Origin of the sequence: Thermogladius sp. KZ2Tp1, from assembly GCF_051131135.1 — an archaeon.
GTDB lineage: Archaea > Thermoproteota > Thermoprotei_A > Sulfolobales > Desulfurococcaceae > Thermogladius.
Map to the genome: position 1 here is coordinate 1 of NZ_CP151274.1, position 17,341 is coordinate 17,341.

The following is a 17,341-nucleotide window of genomic DNA, read 5'->3' on the forward strand; positions in this document are numbered from 1 at the left end:
CTCTACCACCTCACCTTCGTGAGGAGGCAGAAGGTGAAGCCGAACATCTGGTGCCTGTGCGGCCATATCCTAACACACCTCCTCACCCTGTCGTCGAAAACAAGCCTGTGGAACGAGGTCAGCCCCCTGTCCCACTCGAAGAGCTTCACCGGCGGCTCTACAACGTCTACGTCTTTCCTCGACTCCAGGACCTTTGACACGACGTACTCGTTCTCTTCCGGCGCAATGCTACACGTGATGTAGGCCAGAATACCCTCCGGCTCAAGCATGTCGACGCCGGCTCGGAGCAGCTCTATCTCCCTCTTGGCGAGCACGGCCAGGTCCTTTAGTGTAGTCTTGGTCTTCCTCGAGGGGTCGTTCATTATGGTCCCCTCAGAGCTGCAGGGGACGTCCATTACGACTCTGGCGAACCTCTTCCCCCAAGACCTTGGCAGCCGGCGGGCGTCGGCCCAAGTGACGACGTTGTTGGGGAGCTTCATCCTCACGAAGTGCCCTACGAGGGCCCTTAAGCGGGGGAGGTGAACGTCGTTGGCGTAGACCGCCCCCTGGCCCACCAGTAGCTGGGCTGCGAAAGTGGCCTTCCCGCCAGGTGCTGCGCAGGCGTCGAGTACGTCGCCCCTGTAGTCGTGTAGTAACAGCAGTACTGGGGCTAGCGCTGAGGCGTCCCTGTGTACGTAGTACAGCCCCTTGAGGTACTCGTGGGTCGCCCCGATCGTGGGGTGTTCAGGAGAGGATACCACCCTGAAAGCCCCGTAGTACCATGGCACCTCCTCTAGTCCGAAGCCCATCTCCTCGAGCCTCCTCCTCAACTTGCCAGGCTCTACTAGGGATGTGTTGGCCCTCACCACGGGCTTCAACGGCCTTTCGAACGCCTCCAGTAGCTTCAACGTTTCTTCGTGACCTAGGATTAACAGGTAGCGCTGGACCATGTAGGGGAGGTAGCCGTACCTCTCTGCCAGTTGCTTGGCCTTCTCACCGGCCTCTACGTAGATCTCGCTGTAGATCGTGGACGCGTCGATCATTGGCCTACTCCAGCCATGGACTCCATGATCCTCTTCATCAACCGGGCGTTCTCCAGCATGTAGTGGTCGTTGTTGAAGTACACGAACACTCTCGAGGGTCTCTGCGAGACGACCCTTTCTGCCAGCTCTCGGAGCTCGCTCTCCGAGTACTCGTAGCCATACCACTCCGTGTGCCCGTGCAGCCTGAGGTAGACAGTCCCGTTAGAGTTCACAACCCACGTCGCTATAGGCGCGTCTATCGAGACCAGTGTCAGGCCGAGGTCTCTGGCCCACTCGACCACGCGCTCGTTGAAGCACGACTCGTGCCTGAACTCCAGCGCAAACCTCTGACCGAGACCCGTCTTGTCGTAGAAGTTCCTCAGCCGTTCCAAATTCTCCTCCTTACAGGTGAAGTTCGGGGGGAGTTGGAATAGGTAGAACTCGACTATCCTGTCCATGGGCTGGAAGAGGTCTCTGAACTTCAGCCATACCTCGAAGGCCCTCTCACTCATCCTCCTCGTGTGCGTTATACTCTTGTGGACTTTGATAGCCCACTTTATTCCAGCGCCCTTCCTAGCCCATGACAACACCTGGTTCCTGAAGGGAAACCTGTAAAAGCTCGCGTTCAACTCCACTGTGTTTAATCCGCTCTCCTCGATGTACCAGTCCAAAGTGCCTTCCTCGTTCCAAATGTACAGCCACCCGCTCGTACCAACGTATATCTCCAAGGCAATCCCTAAGTATAATATGAGCCTTCACGCCATTTATTAGTGGGTGGTTCCATGGGCAGGATCTCGGAGCTACTTGGGAAAATGAGTGATCGCGAACTAGCCTCGATGATCGACCACACGTTACTCAAGCCTCAGTCGGACTACAAGCAACTAGAGAAGTACGTGAACGACTACAAGAAGTACGGCTTCAAAGCGCTGGTGGTGCCGCTGAGCCTAGTCCCGAAGGCCATCGAACTCGGAGGGGCGGGTATTAGGGTCGCCACCGTAATAGGCTTCCCCCTGGGCAACACGTCGACGAGGGTGAAAGTCGCCGAAGTAGTTGAGGCCGCCGAGCTTGGGGCCAGAGAAGTAGACGTGGTGATGAACTTGAACGCGTTTAAGTCGGGCGACTACAGCTATGTCCTCAACGAGCTGAAGAGGGTCGTGGGAGAGGCGAGGGACAGAGGGGTGGTGGTCGTCAAAGTCATAATAGAGACCGGTCTACTCACGGACGAAGAAAAAATAAAAGCAGCAAAGCTGGTAGTGGAGTCGGGTGCCGACTTCGTTAAGACTAGCACCGGCTTCCTCGGCGAGGGGGCAACGGTGCACGACGTGAACCTGTTGTACAGGGCCGTCGAGGGGAGAATAGGTGTCAAGGCCTCCGGCGGTATCAGGCACGCCCTCGACGCGCTGGCCATGATAGACGCGGGGGCTACTAGGATCGGTACGAGCACGGGCGACAAGATAATCGAGGAGTTCCTCAAAATGAAGGTGGGGTGACGTGGTGGAGTTCGAGGGGTTAATCATACTAGAACCCGCAGGCAAGTACACCAGGCACGTGCTGAAGGTCAACAAAGTCTACGCGGTCGAGAAGACCCCCTACCAGGAGATCGCGTTCGTCGAGATAGAGGGGTTCGGGAAGGCCCTTGTCATCGACAACTTCGTCCAGAGCACGGAAGCAGACGAGCACATCTACCACGAGCTCCTCGTCCAGCCCGCTATGGCACTACACCCCAAGCCCGAGAGAGTCCTCATCATCGGGGGCGGTGAAGGGGCGACACTGAGGGAGGTGCTGAAGCACAGCACGGTGAAGAAGGCGGCCATGGTGGACATCGACAGAGACGTCGTGGAGTTCTCGAAGAAGTACCTGGAGGTGATGCACAAGGGCAGCTTCCACGACCCTAGAGCAGAGGTCGTGATCATGGACGGACTAGTGTACGTCGAGAAAGCCAGTGAAAGAGACTTCGACGTGGTTATACTAGACCTGACAGACCCGTACGCAGGCCCAGCCGCGAAGCCCCTCTATAGTTACAAGTTCTACAGTAAACTGAAGAACATAATGAAGAGGGACGGCGTTCTCGTCACACAGGCCGGCTCTAGTTACTTCTACACGCAAGACTACTTGTACGTGAAAGAGAACCTGTCTAGGGCTTTCAAGTACACTGGCGAGTACTGGACTTGGATACCTAGTTTCGCCGTTAATGTGAACTTCATTATAGCCTCAGACGCCTACAACCCGCTAGAACTAGAACCAGACGAGTTCGACAAGAGGATGAGGGAGAGGGGCGTGAAAAACGTCTACATTGACGGGAGGAGGTTCAAGGGGCTCATTTTAGTAGGCGTTATCTACCCGAGGGGGTTCACTCCTCAATAGAAGTTTTTTCGAAAATGACCCCCGCTAACCACAACATCGCAGACCCTACTACTGCGAGCACTATGAGGTCGTTTACAGGGCTCATCGGGTAGAGGCCGACGTCGGCGCCGGTAAGCCAGTACCTCACGCTGTGGACAGTATAGCTCAGGGGGTTGAACTGGGCAAACACCTTCATCCAGTCGGGCATCGTGGTGAACGGGTAGAACACGCCGCTCATGAACATCAGCGGCATTGTCAGTAGGTTGATCAACATCTGGAAGCCCTCCACACTTGTCAGCTTGAGGGCTATTATGACTCCGAGGGACGAGAAGGCCAGTGCCGAGATGAACAAATAGACTATCGCTATGGGTATGCCGACCAGCCTCAAGCCCCCAGTCAACGCAAGGCCGAGTAGCACCACGATCAGCCCCTGCAGCGTAGTTATGATAGCGTCGCCCAGTATCCTACCAGCTATCACGAGCTTCCTAGAGGCGGGGGCTACAAGCGTCTCCTTCAAGTAACCGAACTGCTTGTCCCATATCACGCTTAACCCGCCGATGAAGCTGCCCATGAACACGGTCATCGAAGCCATGCCGCTGACCATGAATGTAAGGTAGTCTACGCCGCCGAAGATCGCGTTGAAATACCTCTGGATCATGTCGGAGATCGAGAGGCCGGGTGGAACGGGTACCCCGGTCGGCAACCCGCTGAAACTCGTCCCCGAGAACACCGACCCCCAGCCGAGGCCCAGGAATATGATCCACACCAGCGGGTTCAGCACAGTGGAGACGAGCCTCGACCTGGCTCCCATCCACCTCTTGACCTGCCTGTAAACCATTGCTACTAGAGGAGAGAGGTCCCTGTACACTACCTGTGCCACCTCCTCGCGACTGATTGCGGGGTCTCGAGGCTGTCCCTCAGCTCTCTACCCGTCAGGTGGAGGAAGACTTCGTTGAGGCTCGGCTTCCTGTAGCTCACCTCTTGGAGGCTGAGCCCTCTCTCCACGACGACCTTCATGACCTCTGGTAGCAGCTTGTTTGCGTTCTCCACCACCAACTCGACCATAGCGTCCTTCAGCAGTCTGCAGTCCTTGACACCGCTGAACTCCCGGCATACGCTCTCCGTTACCGGCTGCGCGAACCTGAGGTAGATCACATCGCTGCCGAGCATGTTCTTCAGCTCGAGGCTCGTGCCCATCGCGACGATCCTCCCGTGGTCCATGATCGCGATCCTGTCCGCGAGCTCGTCTGCCTCGTCTAGGTAGTGCGTGGTCATCAGTATTGTAATGCCGAGCTCGCTCCTAAGCTTCCTGATGTACTCCCAAACCCTGGCTCTCGATTGCGGGTCAAGCCCTATCGTGGGCTCGTCGAGGATCAGTATATCGGGGTTGCTGAGGAGCCCCCTAGCGATCTCGAGCCTCCGCTTCATACCTCCGCTGAAGTACTTGACCTGCTTATACGCGAACTCTTTAAGCTCCACGAAGTCGAGCATCTCCATAATCCTCTCGTGGAGCTCCCTACCCCTGAGTCCGTAGAGCCTGCCGTGGACGTACATGTTGTCGTAAGCAGTGAGCTGGTTGTCCAGGCTCGGCTCTTGGAACACGACCCCGACAAGCCTCCTCACCTTGCCCGGCTCCCTCGACACGTCGAAGCCTCCTACAAGCACCCTTCCGGACGTCGGCCTAAGCAGCGTGGCGATCACGTGTATCGTAGTTGTCTTGCCAGCGCCGTTCGGCCCCAGCAGAGCGAACACCTCACCTCTCTTCACCGTGAAGCTGACCCTGTTCACCGCTGTGACGTCCCTGTACTTCTTGACTAGATCCTCTACAACGACTACCTCCACGCTCCCACCCTCTTGAGCTTTGATATCATTTCGTTCAGCTCGGAGAACTTCGGCTTGAACTCGTTGAGCTTGTCGCTCGGTATCTCGTTTATGTGCCTGAACAGCCAGAACATGTTCTTGGCGAGCGCCAACAGCCCTATATCACCGGCAATCTTCAGCTTCGCCGACAACTGGTCTAGTAGCGTCACGAGGCTTGCGTGCTCCCGCAGGTACGAGACCCCCTTATCCGTGATACTGTAGACCTTCACGACCCTATCGCCTACACGTCTCTCCTCGACCGTGACAAGCCCCTCCAAGATCATCCTCCGCAAGAGCGGGTATATGGCGCCTGGGCTCGGCTTAAAACCGTAGGACTCCTCGACCTTGTTCATCAACGCGTAGCCGTGCAAAGGCTGCTCTGAGAGGCTTTTCAGTACGATCACCCTGAGCATCCCTCTGTAAATGAGTCTATCCACCACCCTGCCACCGTTAAGTATATCACCAGATACATGCGTCTTTATAAGCGTTTCTGATCGAATATATTTATAACCTAACAGTATATCTGCTGATATATCGGGTGTGATGGCCGTGAGCCAGCTGCTCGATAGGCTACTAGAGTACGCCGGCAGTATAAGTGACCACCGCATTAGGCAACTGGTACTGGACATGCTCAACAGCCCGGCCCTGACGTTCACTGACGCGAGACCACTAGTGACCCTCCACGAGTCCCCCGCTGCGCCGCGCAAACACCACTTCTTCACGGGAGGCCTATTACTCCACACTCTTGGCGTCGTGGAGTTAGCCGTGAGGATCAGGGACTACGTCGAGACCGTTTACGGATTAAAGGCGGACAGAGACCTTGTGATAGCCGCCGCCATACTCCACGACTTGTTCAAGTACTACCAGTACGAGAAGGACGAGGTCGAGGGCGGCTACAAGCCCCGTAGCGACTGGTTTGTCTCCCACGACTACTCCCTTGTAGCCGAGCTCGCGAGGCGTGGCGCACCCGACAGGCTCATCAGAGCTGTGGCGGAGGCGCACGGCCTCCAGCCCTTCACTACGCTGGAGGGCTTGATAGTCCACATCGCGGACTCCGCGGACGCGAGGTTTGTCGACGTACTACAGCAGGTCCTCGTCAACAACTTGAAGACTCTGGATAAAGAGGGGTGTAACCCTATTAAGGTTATTGACGAGAAGGCCAGGAGAGTAGGGGCCAACCGTGTATTCGAAGGCCTATTCGAGGGAAGGGGGAGGCTTATCGAGTCTTTCAAGCCGTACTGCGGTGGTGGCTCTTGAGCTATATAGTCGAGCTTAGAGACGTCTGGAAGGTGTACAAGACCGGTGATATCGAGACCCCGGCCCTTAGAGGTGTGGACCTAAGAGTCGCGAAAGGGGAGTTCGTCGCCATAATGGGGCCCAGCGGCTCGGGGAAGTCCACGCTTTTGAACATGATCGGCCTACTCGACAAGCCCACTAGAGGAGACGTCATACTCGCGGGGAAGGACGTCTCGAGGCTGTCTAGTAGGGAGATGGCCTTCTACAGGAACTACCTGATAGGGTTCGTCTTCCAGAGGTTTAACCTGATAGGGAGGTTCAGCGTAATGGAGAACGTGGAGCTACCCCTAGTAGCGAGAGGCGTACCGAGGGGCGAGAGGGAGAGAATGGTTGTGGAAGCCCTCAAAATGGTGGGCGGGGAGGAGGAGTGGCTGAGGAAGAAGCCCACGCAGTTGAGCGGGGGGCAGCAACAGAGGGTCGCGATCGCGAGGGCGATAGTCGGCAAGCCGGTCATACTCCTGGCCGACGAGCCGACAGGTAACCTCGACAGGGCCTCCGCAAGAGTGGTCATGGAGACGTTCAAGATGTTGAACGAGAAGGGCCTGACGGTTATAACGGTCACTCACGACCCCGAGGTAGCCAACTGTAGCCACGTGATATACGTGATCAGGGACGGCAAGATAGTCGATGTGAAGTCCCCTGTGAAGGAGAGGTGTATAGCGAACATGGGGGTGGTGTGAGACCCATGCGCGCTGTCCTAGCGATACTAGGGCTCGTCCTGGCGTTGCTCGCGCCTATACCCACGATGTCCTTGCCGGCAGGCGACTGGACGCTCCAGAGCGTGACGTTCGTCTCCAGGACCGGCGGGGACGTCTACCCCGGGAGCACTGGTGCGCTGCTTACCGTGAGCATTCTGTACAGCTCTAACCAGTCGGCCTACAACCCGGTCGCGTGTATCAACCTCCCCGCGGGCTTCACTCTCAGGTCGCCGGGTTGCGTGGCGCCGTCCAACTACACGCTGGGGTACGCCGTGACGTCTGGGTCTCTACTAGACTACCGCTACATAGTAGACGTTAGCAAGTACGTCAGCCCAGGTGTCTACGTGTTCCAGCTCAACGTCTCATACGTCAAGGAGGGCGTGTTAACTTACCAAGTCCTCTACGGTAACCTCACCGTCAGCCCGCTACCCCCACTCGAAGTGGGGGTGAGAGACGTATACTGGACGCCCGCGGGCTATCCCGGAGCCTACCCCACTAGCCTGGTCATAGAGGTCGAAAACAACGGTAACACTACGATAACGAGGCTTGACGCGGAGGTGGGCCTCCCGGACTTCATTAAGGCAGAGAGCAATAGGACGAGCATATCTACGCTACCACCTAACGGGGTCGGAACACTGGCCTACAACGGGCTGGCGATAAGCCCCGACGCGGCCCCCGGCGCGTACAAGGGGCTGCTCCTGCTAAACGCCACCCTGACGACTAGCGACGGCGTGGAGTACAACGCCTCCGCCCAGCTGTCCTTCGAGTTTACAGTTGATAGGGCGCCCAATCTAACACTACAGGTCGTGGACTACCGCTTCACAGGGGACATCGTGTTACCGGGGATGAACAACACGGGGGTCTCGGTGACGATCCGCAGCTTCACGACTTACACGATCAAGAACATCGTCGTCTACGCCAGAGTGGAGAACGGGTACTTCAGCAACCTCTCGAGCGTCGAGGTAGTGGTGGTAGACGGGCCGGTCAACTACGGCGACGTCTTCACGTTGGTACTGAGAGGGGTTAACCTGTTCGAGAACGCGACCTTCGTCCGCTTGACCCTTGTACTCGATGCGGTGGTGCTCTACAGCGGCTCGAGCTTTCCCGCCACAGCTACGATCAACCTACTACTACCCGTCGACAGCCCACCGATCGGCCTCTACGTCGAGGGGGTCCACTGGGCTAGAGGCGCGGCATACCCGAATAGTGCCGGGAACACCCTCGTCGTCGAGTTGTACAACTCGATGAGCGCCTACATCGAGGACTCGACTATCGAGCTACACCTGCCTGAGGACTTCTACCCAGCGACACTAGTAGTCCACGGAATAAACATCCAGCCGCTGGCGACTACGAGAGTCGAGTTCGCCGACATACTGGTGAAGCCCGGCGCTAGACCCGGATACCACTCGCTCAGGCTTTACGTGAGGGGCTCTCTGACAAACCACGACGGCTCGACTAAGCTGGTCGAGATCGCCTTGAGCACCGGCATACTAGTGAGCCCCCCGGACGAACTCGCGTCCAGTGTAGGCGAGCCAGTGGTCTCGAGCTACTTCTGGGGTTACAACACCCCGCAGTACGTCTACCCTGGCGACGCTATGGCCCCCCTGACCATTATCGTGTACAACCCGGGTCCAGTGCCGCTAGGCACACTCATAGCCTCTCTCACGCCTCTCGCGTCCGACCTCAGAGTGCTCAACAACAACGTCACCAACCAGGTGCCAGTCCAGCCCGGCTCCACCGCGAGCCTGGTCTTCTACCTGGACCTCTCAAAGGCTTCGCCCGGACTAAAGAGGTTCAACCTGACACTCATGTACGCGGCTGCGGGAGTAGGCACGTACGAGTTGTTAACGACCAGTAGAGAGTTGGATGTCCTGCTACCAGGCTGGGAGCCTGGTGCCGGTGTTTCACTGGTCTCCGCAAACTGGCTCAACGGCTACACTGCCTACCCGAACTCCACCGGTGCTGTTTACACCGTGACCCTCGCCAACAGCCTGCCCTACCAGGTCAGCGGGGTCTGGCTGAAGCTCGTCGTCCCCGAGGGGTTCAGGAGCCACGACAACTACAGCATCACCTACTACGTCCAGGGACCGGTAGCACCCTTCCAGGTCTTCACCGCGTCGTTCGTCCTCGACGTCGGGGGCGTTGCCCCGGGTGTTTACAGCGGTACCCTCGAAGTGTCTTATGCCACTACAGCGGGAGGTTTAGCACAGGTGAGCAGGCAGTTCTTCAAAGTACTCCTCACCATAAGCGACCCGTTGAAGGCGATAAGCGTCGTGTCCTACGGCTGGCTGACCGGCCAGCCGTACCCCGGGGAGAGGGGCGCCGTCTACTACGCTAGGATCCTGAACGCGGAGTTCCCCGTGATGAACGGGGTCGTCGTCGAGGCAGACCTCCCGTCGGGACTGGTCGACGCCTTTACGCTCGCCCAGAAGGCCACGGGGTTCACTGGCAGCCTCCCCCAGCTGATCGCCCAGTACGCTCAGGTAGCCCAGAGGGGGGTTAGCTTGGCCGGCCTGATAAGTCAGTTAACGAGCGCGCAGACCGGGAGCGCGGCGAAAGGTGCTTTCGTAGACGTCTTGTTCGTCCTAGACGTAACGAGCGAGCCCCTAAAGAACTTTACTCTGGTAGCACGGGTTAGCTTCACCGACCACTGGGGTGAGAGGTACGAGTTGAACATCAGCATCCCCCTCGTGGTCTCTCCTAGGCCGCCTCTGCTCGGCGTGTACACAGACAGGGTAGCCGTGGAGTTCGCCAACAGCACCGGGTTGGCGAGGGTATACCTGTCCAACGCGTACGACTACCCGGTCTACGACATTTACGTGCTGCTAATACCGCAGAGCATGACGGCGGTACCCCTCGACAACGTGAGGTATATCGAGGTACTGCCACCAAAGAGCAACGCTACCCTGTCCTTCAGGTTGGTGTACAACCCTGTAAGCGTGTCCGTAGCACCCGGGGTGACGGCCTCGTCGCCCACCGCTGTCTTCCTTGTGACGGTCATCTACAAGGACGCGAGCGGCTTCGTGGAGACCCTCAACGAGACCGTGGCTTTCACGGTCAAACCATTCGCGGACTTGGTATTGACCCCGGACACTAACGCGAAGGTCGTGGGAGGGACTCTAGTGGTCAACGGGATGATCATCAACACCGGCGTTTCCAGAGCGAGGAGTGTGACGGTGTACTGTATATACGGCAACGCCTCCTCTTATGAGTTCCTGGGCGATCTAGACGCGGCGTCGCAAACAGGGTTCAGAGTCGAAATGAGCGTGGGGCAGATAACCTTGGACAAGATCACGTTGAGGGTCACGTTTAAAGACGAGTACAACAACGTCTACGAGAAGGACTTCACTGTCCCGCTCACAGTGACTAACGCCACCCTCCCCACGCCTACTCCAGCATCGGAGCAGGGCGTCCAGCTGTACTACGCGTTGACGGTGGGCGCGGTGGCCTTGTTCCTCGCCGGCTTCTTTTACCTGTTCTACCGCAAGTTCTTCGCTAGGAGGAGCGCGCAGTAGATGTTCAGGCTCTCCGACATAATCATGCTGAGCTACAAGGGGCTCACCGAGAAGAAAGCTAGGGCTCTCCTCACGATCATCGGGGTGGCAATAGGCCCGCTCGCTATCACCATGATATACGGGGTCACCTCGTCTTACAGCGACTACATCGTAAACCAGATCCAGGGCCTCGGCCAGAACCTCGTGATCGTCACGCCGAGTCAGGGCTACAAGCTGAGCGAGAGAGACCTCGACAGGATCAAGGGCCTCGACCACGTCGTATCCGCAGCCCCCTTTTACAGTACACAGGGGTACTTGGGCGGCAGGCCGACCGACACGGTATTCCTCTATGCCGTAGACTCCGACTTCCTACTGAAGGCGATCACGTCACTCGAGGTCTTGGAGGGCACTCCCCCGACACAGGCGGACGTCGGGAAGGGCATGATAGGGTACGACATCGCCTACGACGACAATGGTCACCGGGTCTACTCGCCTGGAGACGTCGTGTCCGTAACCGTCTACGTGTCCAACTCTAACGGCGTCTCCACCAGGAGGTTGAACATCATGGTTTCCGCCGTCCTCGCGAAGTACGGTGGAGCGCTATTCCTCAACCCCGACAAGTCGATTTTCGTCCCGTTCAACTCGGCCAGACTGCTCATGGGTGCCAGCGACTGGAGCGGGATACTCGTGTTAGTCGACTCGCCGACCAACGTTGACGAGGTGGCGAGGGAGATCAGCGACTTACTCGGGAACAACGCCAACGTTATCTCGTTTGTTGGCATCGCTAGGATCGCGTCGTCTATCACTAGCGCTGTCAACTTCATGACTTTCGCGGCCAGTCTCTCGGCATTCGCCGTCGCAGTGGCTGGGATAGCGTCCACGATGATCACGAGCGTCATGGAGAGGACGCGGGAGATAGGCGTCATGAAGGCCATCGGCTTCACGGACACCCAGGTGGTCGTGTTGACGTTGTTCGAGGGTATACTGATGAGCCTTATTGGAGGAGCCATCGGGATCGCGGGCGGGGTTGTAGGCGCTTTCCAGCTAGCGTCTAGAGGTCTTACGATATCCAGCGGCGAGTTCTTCAAGGTGACGATCAGGACGGCCCCCAAGTTCACGCCCGGTTTGATCGGAGGGGTGATCGGCCTGACAATCCTCGTGGGTGTCCTCGGGTCAATACTCCCGGCTTACAGGGCCGCCAAGATCCCGCCAGCCGAGGCCCTTAGGTACGAGTGACGCGTGCTCGGGCTTGTAAACGTTTTTTACTTTCCGTCATAGATAGTTTCATGGGTAGGTGTATGGGTTTTTGAGCAAGGACAGCGTAGAGGAGAGAGTTAACGAGTGGCTTATACAGGAGGGCTTTATTGTTAGGAAGCTGGAGGCGCCGCCTGAGGCCAGGATCACGTGGGGGCTCGACGTCAACACGCCACCACCGTTCCAGGTGAACTTCAAGGTCTTCAAGACGCTGGACAAGCCGGACAGGCTGGTTGTCCTGATCGGCGTGGTAGTCTCACCGGAGCACAGGAAGTACTTGACGTCGATGAGGCAAGAGGAGGTCCTGAGGTTCATGAGCAGGTTGACCAGGATCTTGCTGACCGCCTGCGTGGACTGCCAGCTCACGATCCAGCCCAGTATACTAGACCCGCAGACCCTGACAGTGGCGCTAGTCTTGTTTGACGACGAGGTAAGAGCTCAGGGTAAACAGGTTTTTCTGAAGACGGTAATGAGGGTTCTCAACGCGTACTCCATAATAGTCTCGCTCTTCAACGAGGCGTACCCGATACTACCACAGCAGAGAGAGCAGAAGCACACGCAGATGTACGCCTGACCGCATATATGTATACGTTTTTAAAGCCGGTCCCATTCTAGTGTATCAGGGTGATAGAGACGATACTAATCGACAACGCACGTGTCCTAGACGTAAAAAAGGGTCGCATCGTCGAGAACGCTAGGTTGCTAGTCGAGGGCAAGTACATAGCCGACGTGGGCACTAGCGGCGAAGTCGACGCCTCCAGGGCGGACAGGGTCATTGACGCCGGCGGGAAGGTCGTTATGCCGGGGCTCATAGACGCCCACATGCACCTATCAGGCCTAAGGACAGGTGACGTGGTGAAAGAGCCCCTCTTGACGAGCTACGAAACACTCGTGGCTAGGGCTGTCAGGGACTTAGAGGCGCTAGCCGAAGCTGGGTTCACGACCGTTGTCGACGCCGGCGGATTGATCGCCCTTGGCCTGAAGCAGGCCGTAGAGGAGGGGACTGTTGTAGGGCCTAGGATAGTTGCGGCCGGCGCACCACTCTCGCAGACCTTCGGCCACGGAGACACACACTACCTCCCACTAGAGATGAGCGACGTAAGGTCGCCCTACAGGATAAGACCGTTCGCCTCGCTCATTTGCGACGGCGTAGACGAGTGCAGAAAGGCCGCGAGGTACGCGCTTAGGATGGGCTCAGACTTCATAAAGATCTTCACAACGGGTGGCGTGATGTCGCAGAGGGACAGGCCCGAGTACACGCAGTTCACCCTGGAGGAGATAAAGGCGATCGTCGAGGAGGCGAAGGCTGCTGGGAGGTTCGTCCACGCTCACGCGGAGGGGGACAAGGGGATAGTCAACGCGCTACTCGGTGGTGTGAAGGTCATCGCCCACGCAGACATGATCGACGAGACGGGGATCCAGCTCGCGCTGGAAAAGGACGCCGTAGTGGTGCCGACGCTCGCCGTCTCGGAGCACATCCTCACGTACGGCAGGGAGTTGGGTCTCCCCGATTGGTCGCTTGAAAAAGAGAGCTTTCTCTTCAAGTACCATGTCGAAAGGGCTAGGGCAGCGTGGAGGGCCGGCGTCAAGCTCGCTACGGGGACGGACTTCTGGGGCGGCGCGAAGGCATTCAGGCACGGCGACAACGCGCTCGAGCTCGTTCTGTTCGTCGAGAAGATCGGGATGCCCCCAATAGAGGCCTTGAGGGCCGCGACGATCAACGCTGCCGAGGTAGCTGGCCTACGAGACCAGACAGGCAGCCTCGAGAAGGGGAAGCTAGCAGACCTGATAATAGTCGACGGCAACCCCCTCGACGACCCCAGGGTACTGCTGGACAAAAACAGGATCCTGTTAGCCATGAAGGCCGGGTCGATCCTGAAGGACAGGATCACGGGTCCCAAACCCTAGGCCCTGAGCCAACGCGTTTTAGGCCAGTCTTACTTCCACACCCTCGCCGAGCAGTAGGCTTGTGGCCAGAGCAGATAGCCCGGAACCTACGAGGAACCCGCCTCCAGCAGGGATAGACGCTACTGTGACAAACATCAGTACTGGCGATAGGGAGACGAGCCTTTCCTCGCGTATCTTTAACGCTAGCATCCCTACGGTCAAAGACAGCAGCGACAACAGGAGGTTGAAGCCGGTGAACACGAGCCTGAGACCCTCGAAGTAGGATATCATTGGTTTCATGAACGCGAGTAAGTCTAGTACGTAGGATAGGCCGACGTATAACGAAGCGGCCTCGGCACCGTAGAATACCCCGGAAACGATCGTCAGGGCCGATACCAGTACTCTATTGACCAACCTACCACCCCGGCACGGCTTCGCTATCGCCTCCTATCTAGATAGCTCCGAGAGTAGCTGAAAAGCCTTCCTACTGTCCTCCTCGCTCATGATCATTATCGTGTCCCTATGGCAGGACAACAACTGGAGGATGTTTATCCCGTGGAGGGATAGAAGGGATGTGACAACTGATGTGAAGCCGGGGGTGTTAATGACCTCGTCTGGGCTCACCATTATCACGGCTGACACGTTGTTCGCCGTGTAGAGGACATGTGCTCCCAGTCTCTCTATAAAGTGCCCCGCGTGCTCCCTGTCGATCACGATCGTAATAGACGACACGCTCTGAATGACTGAGAGGAACCTCGCCCTACCCCTTATCTCAGAGACGAGCTTCAGGACTTCGGGGTAAGCCCCCAGGTCGACGCTCAAGACGGCCAGGTCTGTCTTGAGCTCGAGACTGGACCCCTCGAGGATGCGGGCGACTAGTCTCTCGTCAAAGCCCTTGAGCTCCCCAAGCCTATTGGAGAGCCTCCTAAGCTGCTTGACGCATTCACCAGTGCTCTCGAACTCTAGACCCTGCTCCGCTAACACCTTACAGAGCTTCCTCGCCGAGAAGAACCCCTTGATCAAGCCGTAGGCTACGAAGGGGTTTAAGAGAACCTCCCTCTCTACCCCCCGGGGTTTGCGCTCCTCGCTCAACTCGTCCTTCCCCTAGACCGACGTGACGACCGTCTCGTTCGAGAGGAACATGTTACCCGACAAGTGTAGGATGACCTTGAGGTCGGGGCGGGGTGTGAAGTCGTCGTACGCCCGAGGGCTGTGGTGAGTGTAGACGACCTCCCCGATGAATAGCTCGTGGTCGCCGTAGAGCTTAGACTCCAGCACCCTGCACTCAAGGTTTGCTACTGCCTCGCGGATCACCGGGGCCTTCACGCGCCTCCCCCTCTCGAAGGTCAGCCTCAACTCGCGGAGCTTGGCGGGACCACTTAGGCTTCCAGCGAGCCACACCTCTCTCAGCAAGTCCCAGCCCGGAACCGCGACTACGAGCTCCCCGTGCTTTTTCACCAGCCTGTAGGTGTACCTTTCCGGGGCGATCGACACTGCTACGTAGAAGGGCTGGGACGACACAACTGTTACCCAGTCGGCCGTCATGACGTTGTACTCCTCCGGGTAAGACCCCGAAGCAACGAGGTAGGTTCGGAGCGGGTAGAGCAGCCTGTACGGCCTAGCAGGCATTCCAGACCACGCCAGGGACTATCGGTAGAGTAGCTATTTAAGCCTGCACACACAGCTCTCTAAGTATCGGTATCTCTAGGATTTTCCCCCTCGGTATCAAGCCACAGTCGATGCTCGTGGGCCTCTGTCTCGGCCCGCCGACCCTTATGAGCCGTGTAGGTGTCGATATGATGTCGACTGTGAGGTCCCATGGCATTAAGGGGATTTGGCTCTCGACTACTTGGAGGTCGTGAACAGTCGTCGCAACTATGGTGCCCTCGTCGACCAGCTTGAAGTGGGCGAGTATAGCGTACTCCAGCTCGCTGTACCCTTCCCCCTTACCTAGCCGGCCGCCACCGTGGTCCACGACGACCGAGCCTGCTACAAAGGCGTCGATCCTAGGCATGTCTCTCGGGTCGGCGGCCCTCCCGTACTTGAAAAGGCCGCTGATCGTGGAGGCCTCGCGGGCTCTCCCCTTGGGCGTCAAGGATGGGTCGAGGAGGACGAAACCCCTTGATATCCTGGGGGTCGACACGTAGACCTTAACGCCCTCCTCGAGTAGCATCCTCCTCACAGGTGCTTGGGGGGCGTCGGGGTTCACAAAGACCGCGCTAACCCCCGCATCGAGCAGTACTCGTACAAGCCTCGACGCCGCCTGCTCTGCGCCGACGAAGTTCGGTATCCTGCCGTAGACAGGCCTGGGGAAAGCGGCTACACCAGCCTCTTCCAGCGCGCTCCAGACCCGCCTCCTCAACGCGGACCTGTACGCCAGCGCCTCCTCTGAGCTCTTGAAGCTGTTACGCAATACGCATCTTCCTAAAAGCTTTCTATTAAAACTCAGGGTTGAAAAAGGCGCTACGGCTTGTCCACCACGACAAGTCTCCCGTCGGCGCCTACGTAGGCGACTAGGATTGCCTCAGTGTTGTACTTGACCACGAACCTACCCTCCCTGTCGACCGCTATGAACCCCATGTTCCCGGCTCCGTGCCTGCTCGTCGCCTCTCTTATTACTACCTCGGCCGCCTCGTTCAAGCCGAGCCCGCTCCCCACAAGCTCTTCCAGCCTGCGGCAGGGCATCTCTCTTATGATCACCTCCCCGTACCCGGTGGCGCTGCACGCAGTGTACTTTCCACTGTAGAAGCCCGCCCCAGGAATAGGGGAGTCCCCTACCCTCCCGGGGAGTTTCAGGGACACGCCGCCGGTGCTGGTGGCCGCGGCTAGGACGCCCTTGCCGTCCACCGCGACTGCCCCTACAGTGTCCCCGAGAAGCAAAGACTCCGACAGCGACTTTTTCAGGGTCTTCAAGGCGTCGAGCAAGGCGTAGATCTTGAGGTAGTAGGCGTCCCCGACCGACTTTCCGAGGAGCCTCGCCAGCGACTCCCTGTACCTCTCGAATACGTGTGGAGGGGGAGGCGGCAGCGGCTCAAGCCCGAGGAGGAGGCCCAGCTCGTCGGCCCGCTCACCTGCCAGCAGAACGTGAGGGGTGTTCTCGGCTATAAACCTAGCGAGGAGTATCGGGTTCTTGACGCGCCTGACGGCGGCCACAGCGCCCACGAGGCCAGTGCTGGTCATCAACCCGGCGTCTAGACTCCTCTCGCCCGCCAAGTCCAGGACGCTGCCTACCCCCGCGTTCAAGTACCCCGAGTCCTCCATGCACTTGACTGCCTCGACTACGGACGCCAGCGCGTCGTCGGTACTCTCTAAGACCTCCCGACCCCGTTTCGCGCAACGGCCAATCGCCTCCACCGCCTTCGACTTCACTTTACTCTCGCGCCATGTACCCGCCCCACCATGGAGGACTACGAAGCCCAAGTAACCACCCCCGAGCGTAGCTATCTTATTCGGGTCTGGGCGTTAAAACACTTTACGTCATCAAGAGATTGTTTCCGAAAATCCTCAT

The 17,341-nt window shown here is 58.0% G+C and carries 18 protein-coding genes; 8 read left to right on the forward strand and 10 right to left on the reverse strand.

Annotated elements, in window-relative coordinates:
• Positions 1-2 precede the first annotated feature (2 nt).
• The gene (locus WLZ34_RS00005) at positions 3-1,022 is read right to left on the reverse strand and encodes an RsmB/NOP family class I SAM-dependent RNA methyltransferase (RefSeq protein WP_434731355.1); all 1,020 of its coding nucleotides are present in this window, start codon (positions 1,020-1,022) and stop codon (positions 3-5) included.
• Positions 1,019-1,729, reverse strand: a complete 711-nt coding sequence (locus tag WLZ34_RS00010; protein WP_434731356.1) for a DUF72 domain-containing protein — start codon at positions 1,727-1,729, stop codon at positions 1,019-1,021. Before WLZ34_RS00010 ends, WLZ34_RS00005 begins: the two co-directional genes overlap by 4 nt.
• Before the next feature lie 54 nt (positions 1,730-1,783).
• Between WLZ34_RS00010 and deoC the strand changes: the two genes are divergently transcribed.
• Entirely contained in the window at positions 1,784-2,491 is a 708-nt protein-coding gene (gene deoC / locus WLZ34_RS00015; RefSeq protein ID WP_434731357.1) for a deoxyribose-phosphate aldolase, read from the forward strand.
• Position 2,492: 1 nt separating this feature from the next.
• Positions 2,493-3,365: a spermidine synthase gene (locus WLZ34_RS00020; RefSeq protein WP_434731358.1), complete on the forward strand. Its 873-nt coding sequence runs from the start codon at positions 2,493-2,495 to the stop codon at positions 3,363-3,365.
• Here the strand turns inward: WLZ34_RS00020 and WLZ34_RS00025 are convergent.
• The 3 genes from WLZ34_RS00025 to WLZ34_RS00035 are packed head-to-tail and all read right to left on the reverse strand — an operon-like array spanning position 3,352 to position 5,641.
• Positions 3,352-4,212, reverse strand: coding sequence for an ABC transporter permease (locus WLZ34_RS00025; RefSeq protein WP_434731359.1), 861 nt, complete (start codon positions 4,210-4,212; stop codon positions 3,352-3,354). The two genes, WLZ34_RS00020 and WLZ34_RS00025, sit on opposite strands and share 14 nt — an antisense overlap.
• Complete coding sequence (locus tag WLZ34_RS00030; protein WP_434731360.1) at positions 4,212-5,186, reverse strand: ATP-binding cassette domain-containing protein; 975 nt, start codon at positions 5,184-5,186, stop codon at positions 4,212-4,214. Before WLZ34_RS00030 ends, WLZ34_RS00025 begins: the two co-directional genes overlap by 1 nt.
• A complete protein-coding gene (locus WLZ34_RS00035) occupies positions 5,177-5,641 on the reverse strand; it encodes a PadR family transcriptional regulator (RefSeq protein ID WP_434731361.1) in 465 nt (154 codons plus the stop codon). The genes WLZ34_RS00030 and WLZ34_RS00035 overlap by 10 nt, the downstream gene beginning before the upstream one ends.
• A 106-nt stretch (positions 5,642-5,747) precedes the next feature.
• Between WLZ34_RS00035 and WLZ34_RS00040 the strand changes: the two genes are divergently transcribed.
• From WLZ34_RS00040 to WLZ34_RS00065, 6 genes are all read left to right on the forward strand, one after another.
• Positions 5,748-6,461: an HD domain-containing protein gene (locus tag WLZ34_RS00040; RefSeq protein WP_434731362.1), complete on the forward strand. Its 714-nt coding sequence runs from the start codon at positions 5,748-5,750 to the stop codon at positions 6,459-6,461.
• On the forward strand, positions 6,458-7,180 hold the full coding sequence (locus WLZ34_RS00045) for an ABC transporter ATP-binding protein (RefSeq protein ID WP_434731363.1): 723 nt from the start codon (positions 6,458-6,460) through the stop codon (positions 7,178-7,180). The genes WLZ34_RS00040 and WLZ34_RS00045 overlap by 4 nt, the downstream gene beginning before the upstream one ends.
• A 5-nt stretch (positions 7,181-7,185) precedes the next feature.
• A complete protein-coding gene (locus WLZ34_RS00050) occupies positions 7,186-10,713 on the forward strand; it encodes a hypothetical protein (protein WP_434731364.1) in 3,528 nt (1,175 codons plus the stop codon).
• A complete protein-coding gene (locus tag WLZ34_RS00055) occupies positions 10,714-11,928 on the forward strand; it encodes an ABC transporter permease (RefSeq protein WP_434731365.1) in 1,215 nt (404 codons plus the stop codon).
• Positions 11,929-11,998: 70 nt separating this feature from the next.
• Positions 11,999-12,520 (forward strand): DUF2299 domain-containing protein, encoded by a 522-nt coding sequence (locus WLZ34_RS00060; protein WP_157864704.1) that lies wholly within the window; start codon positions 11,999-12,001, stop codon positions 12,518-12,520.
• 50 nt (positions 12,521-12,570) lie between these two features.
• On the forward strand, positions 12,571-13,854 hold the full coding sequence (locus tag WLZ34_RS00065; RefSeq protein WP_434731366.1) for an amidohydrolase family protein: 1,284 nt from the start codon (positions 12,571-12,573) through the stop codon (positions 13,852-13,854).
• Positions 13,855-13,872: 18 nt separating this feature from the next.
• On the opposite strand, the gene WLZ34_RS00070 is transcribed toward WLZ34_RS00065, so the two are convergent.
• From WLZ34_RS00070 to WLZ34_RS00090, 5 genes are read right to left on the reverse strand one after another with little or no spacing between them, the layout of a single operon-like run.
• Positions 13,873-14,247: a hypothetical protein gene (locus tag WLZ34_RS00070; protein WP_434731367.1), complete on the reverse strand. Its 375-nt coding sequence runs from the start codon at positions 14,245-14,247 to the stop codon at positions 13,873-13,875.
• A 33-nt stretch (positions 14,248-14,280) separates the two neighbouring features.
• On the reverse strand, positions 14,281-14,925 hold the full coding sequence (locus WLZ34_RS00075) for an ACT domain-containing protein (RefSeq protein WP_434731368.1): 645 nt from the start codon (positions 14,923-14,925) through the stop codon (positions 14,281-14,283).
• Between the two features lie 12 nt (positions 14,926-14,937).
• Positions 14,938-15,462 carry a flavin reductase family protein gene (locus WLZ34_RS00080; RefSeq protein ID WP_434731369.1) on the reverse strand — a complete coding sequence of 175 codons (525 nt, stop codon included), beginning with the start codon at positions 15,460-15,462 and terminating at the stop codon, positions 14,938-14,940.
• A 37-nt stretch (positions 15,463-15,499) separates the two neighbouring features.
• The gene (locus WLZ34_RS00085; protein ID WP_434731370.1) at positions 15,500-16,246 is read right to left on the reverse strand and encodes a 5-formyltetrahydrofolate cyclo-ligase; all 747 of its coding nucleotides are present in this window, start codon (positions 16,244-16,246) and stop codon (positions 15,500-15,502) included.
• Between the two features lie 50 nt (positions 16,247-16,296).
• Positions 16,297-17,253: an isoaspartyl peptidase/L-asparaginase gene (locus WLZ34_RS00090; protein ID WP_434731371.1), complete on the reverse strand. Its 957-nt coding sequence runs from the start codon at positions 17,251-17,253 to the stop codon at positions 16,297-16,299.
• Between the last annotated feature and the right edge of the window lie 88 nt (positions 17,254-17,341).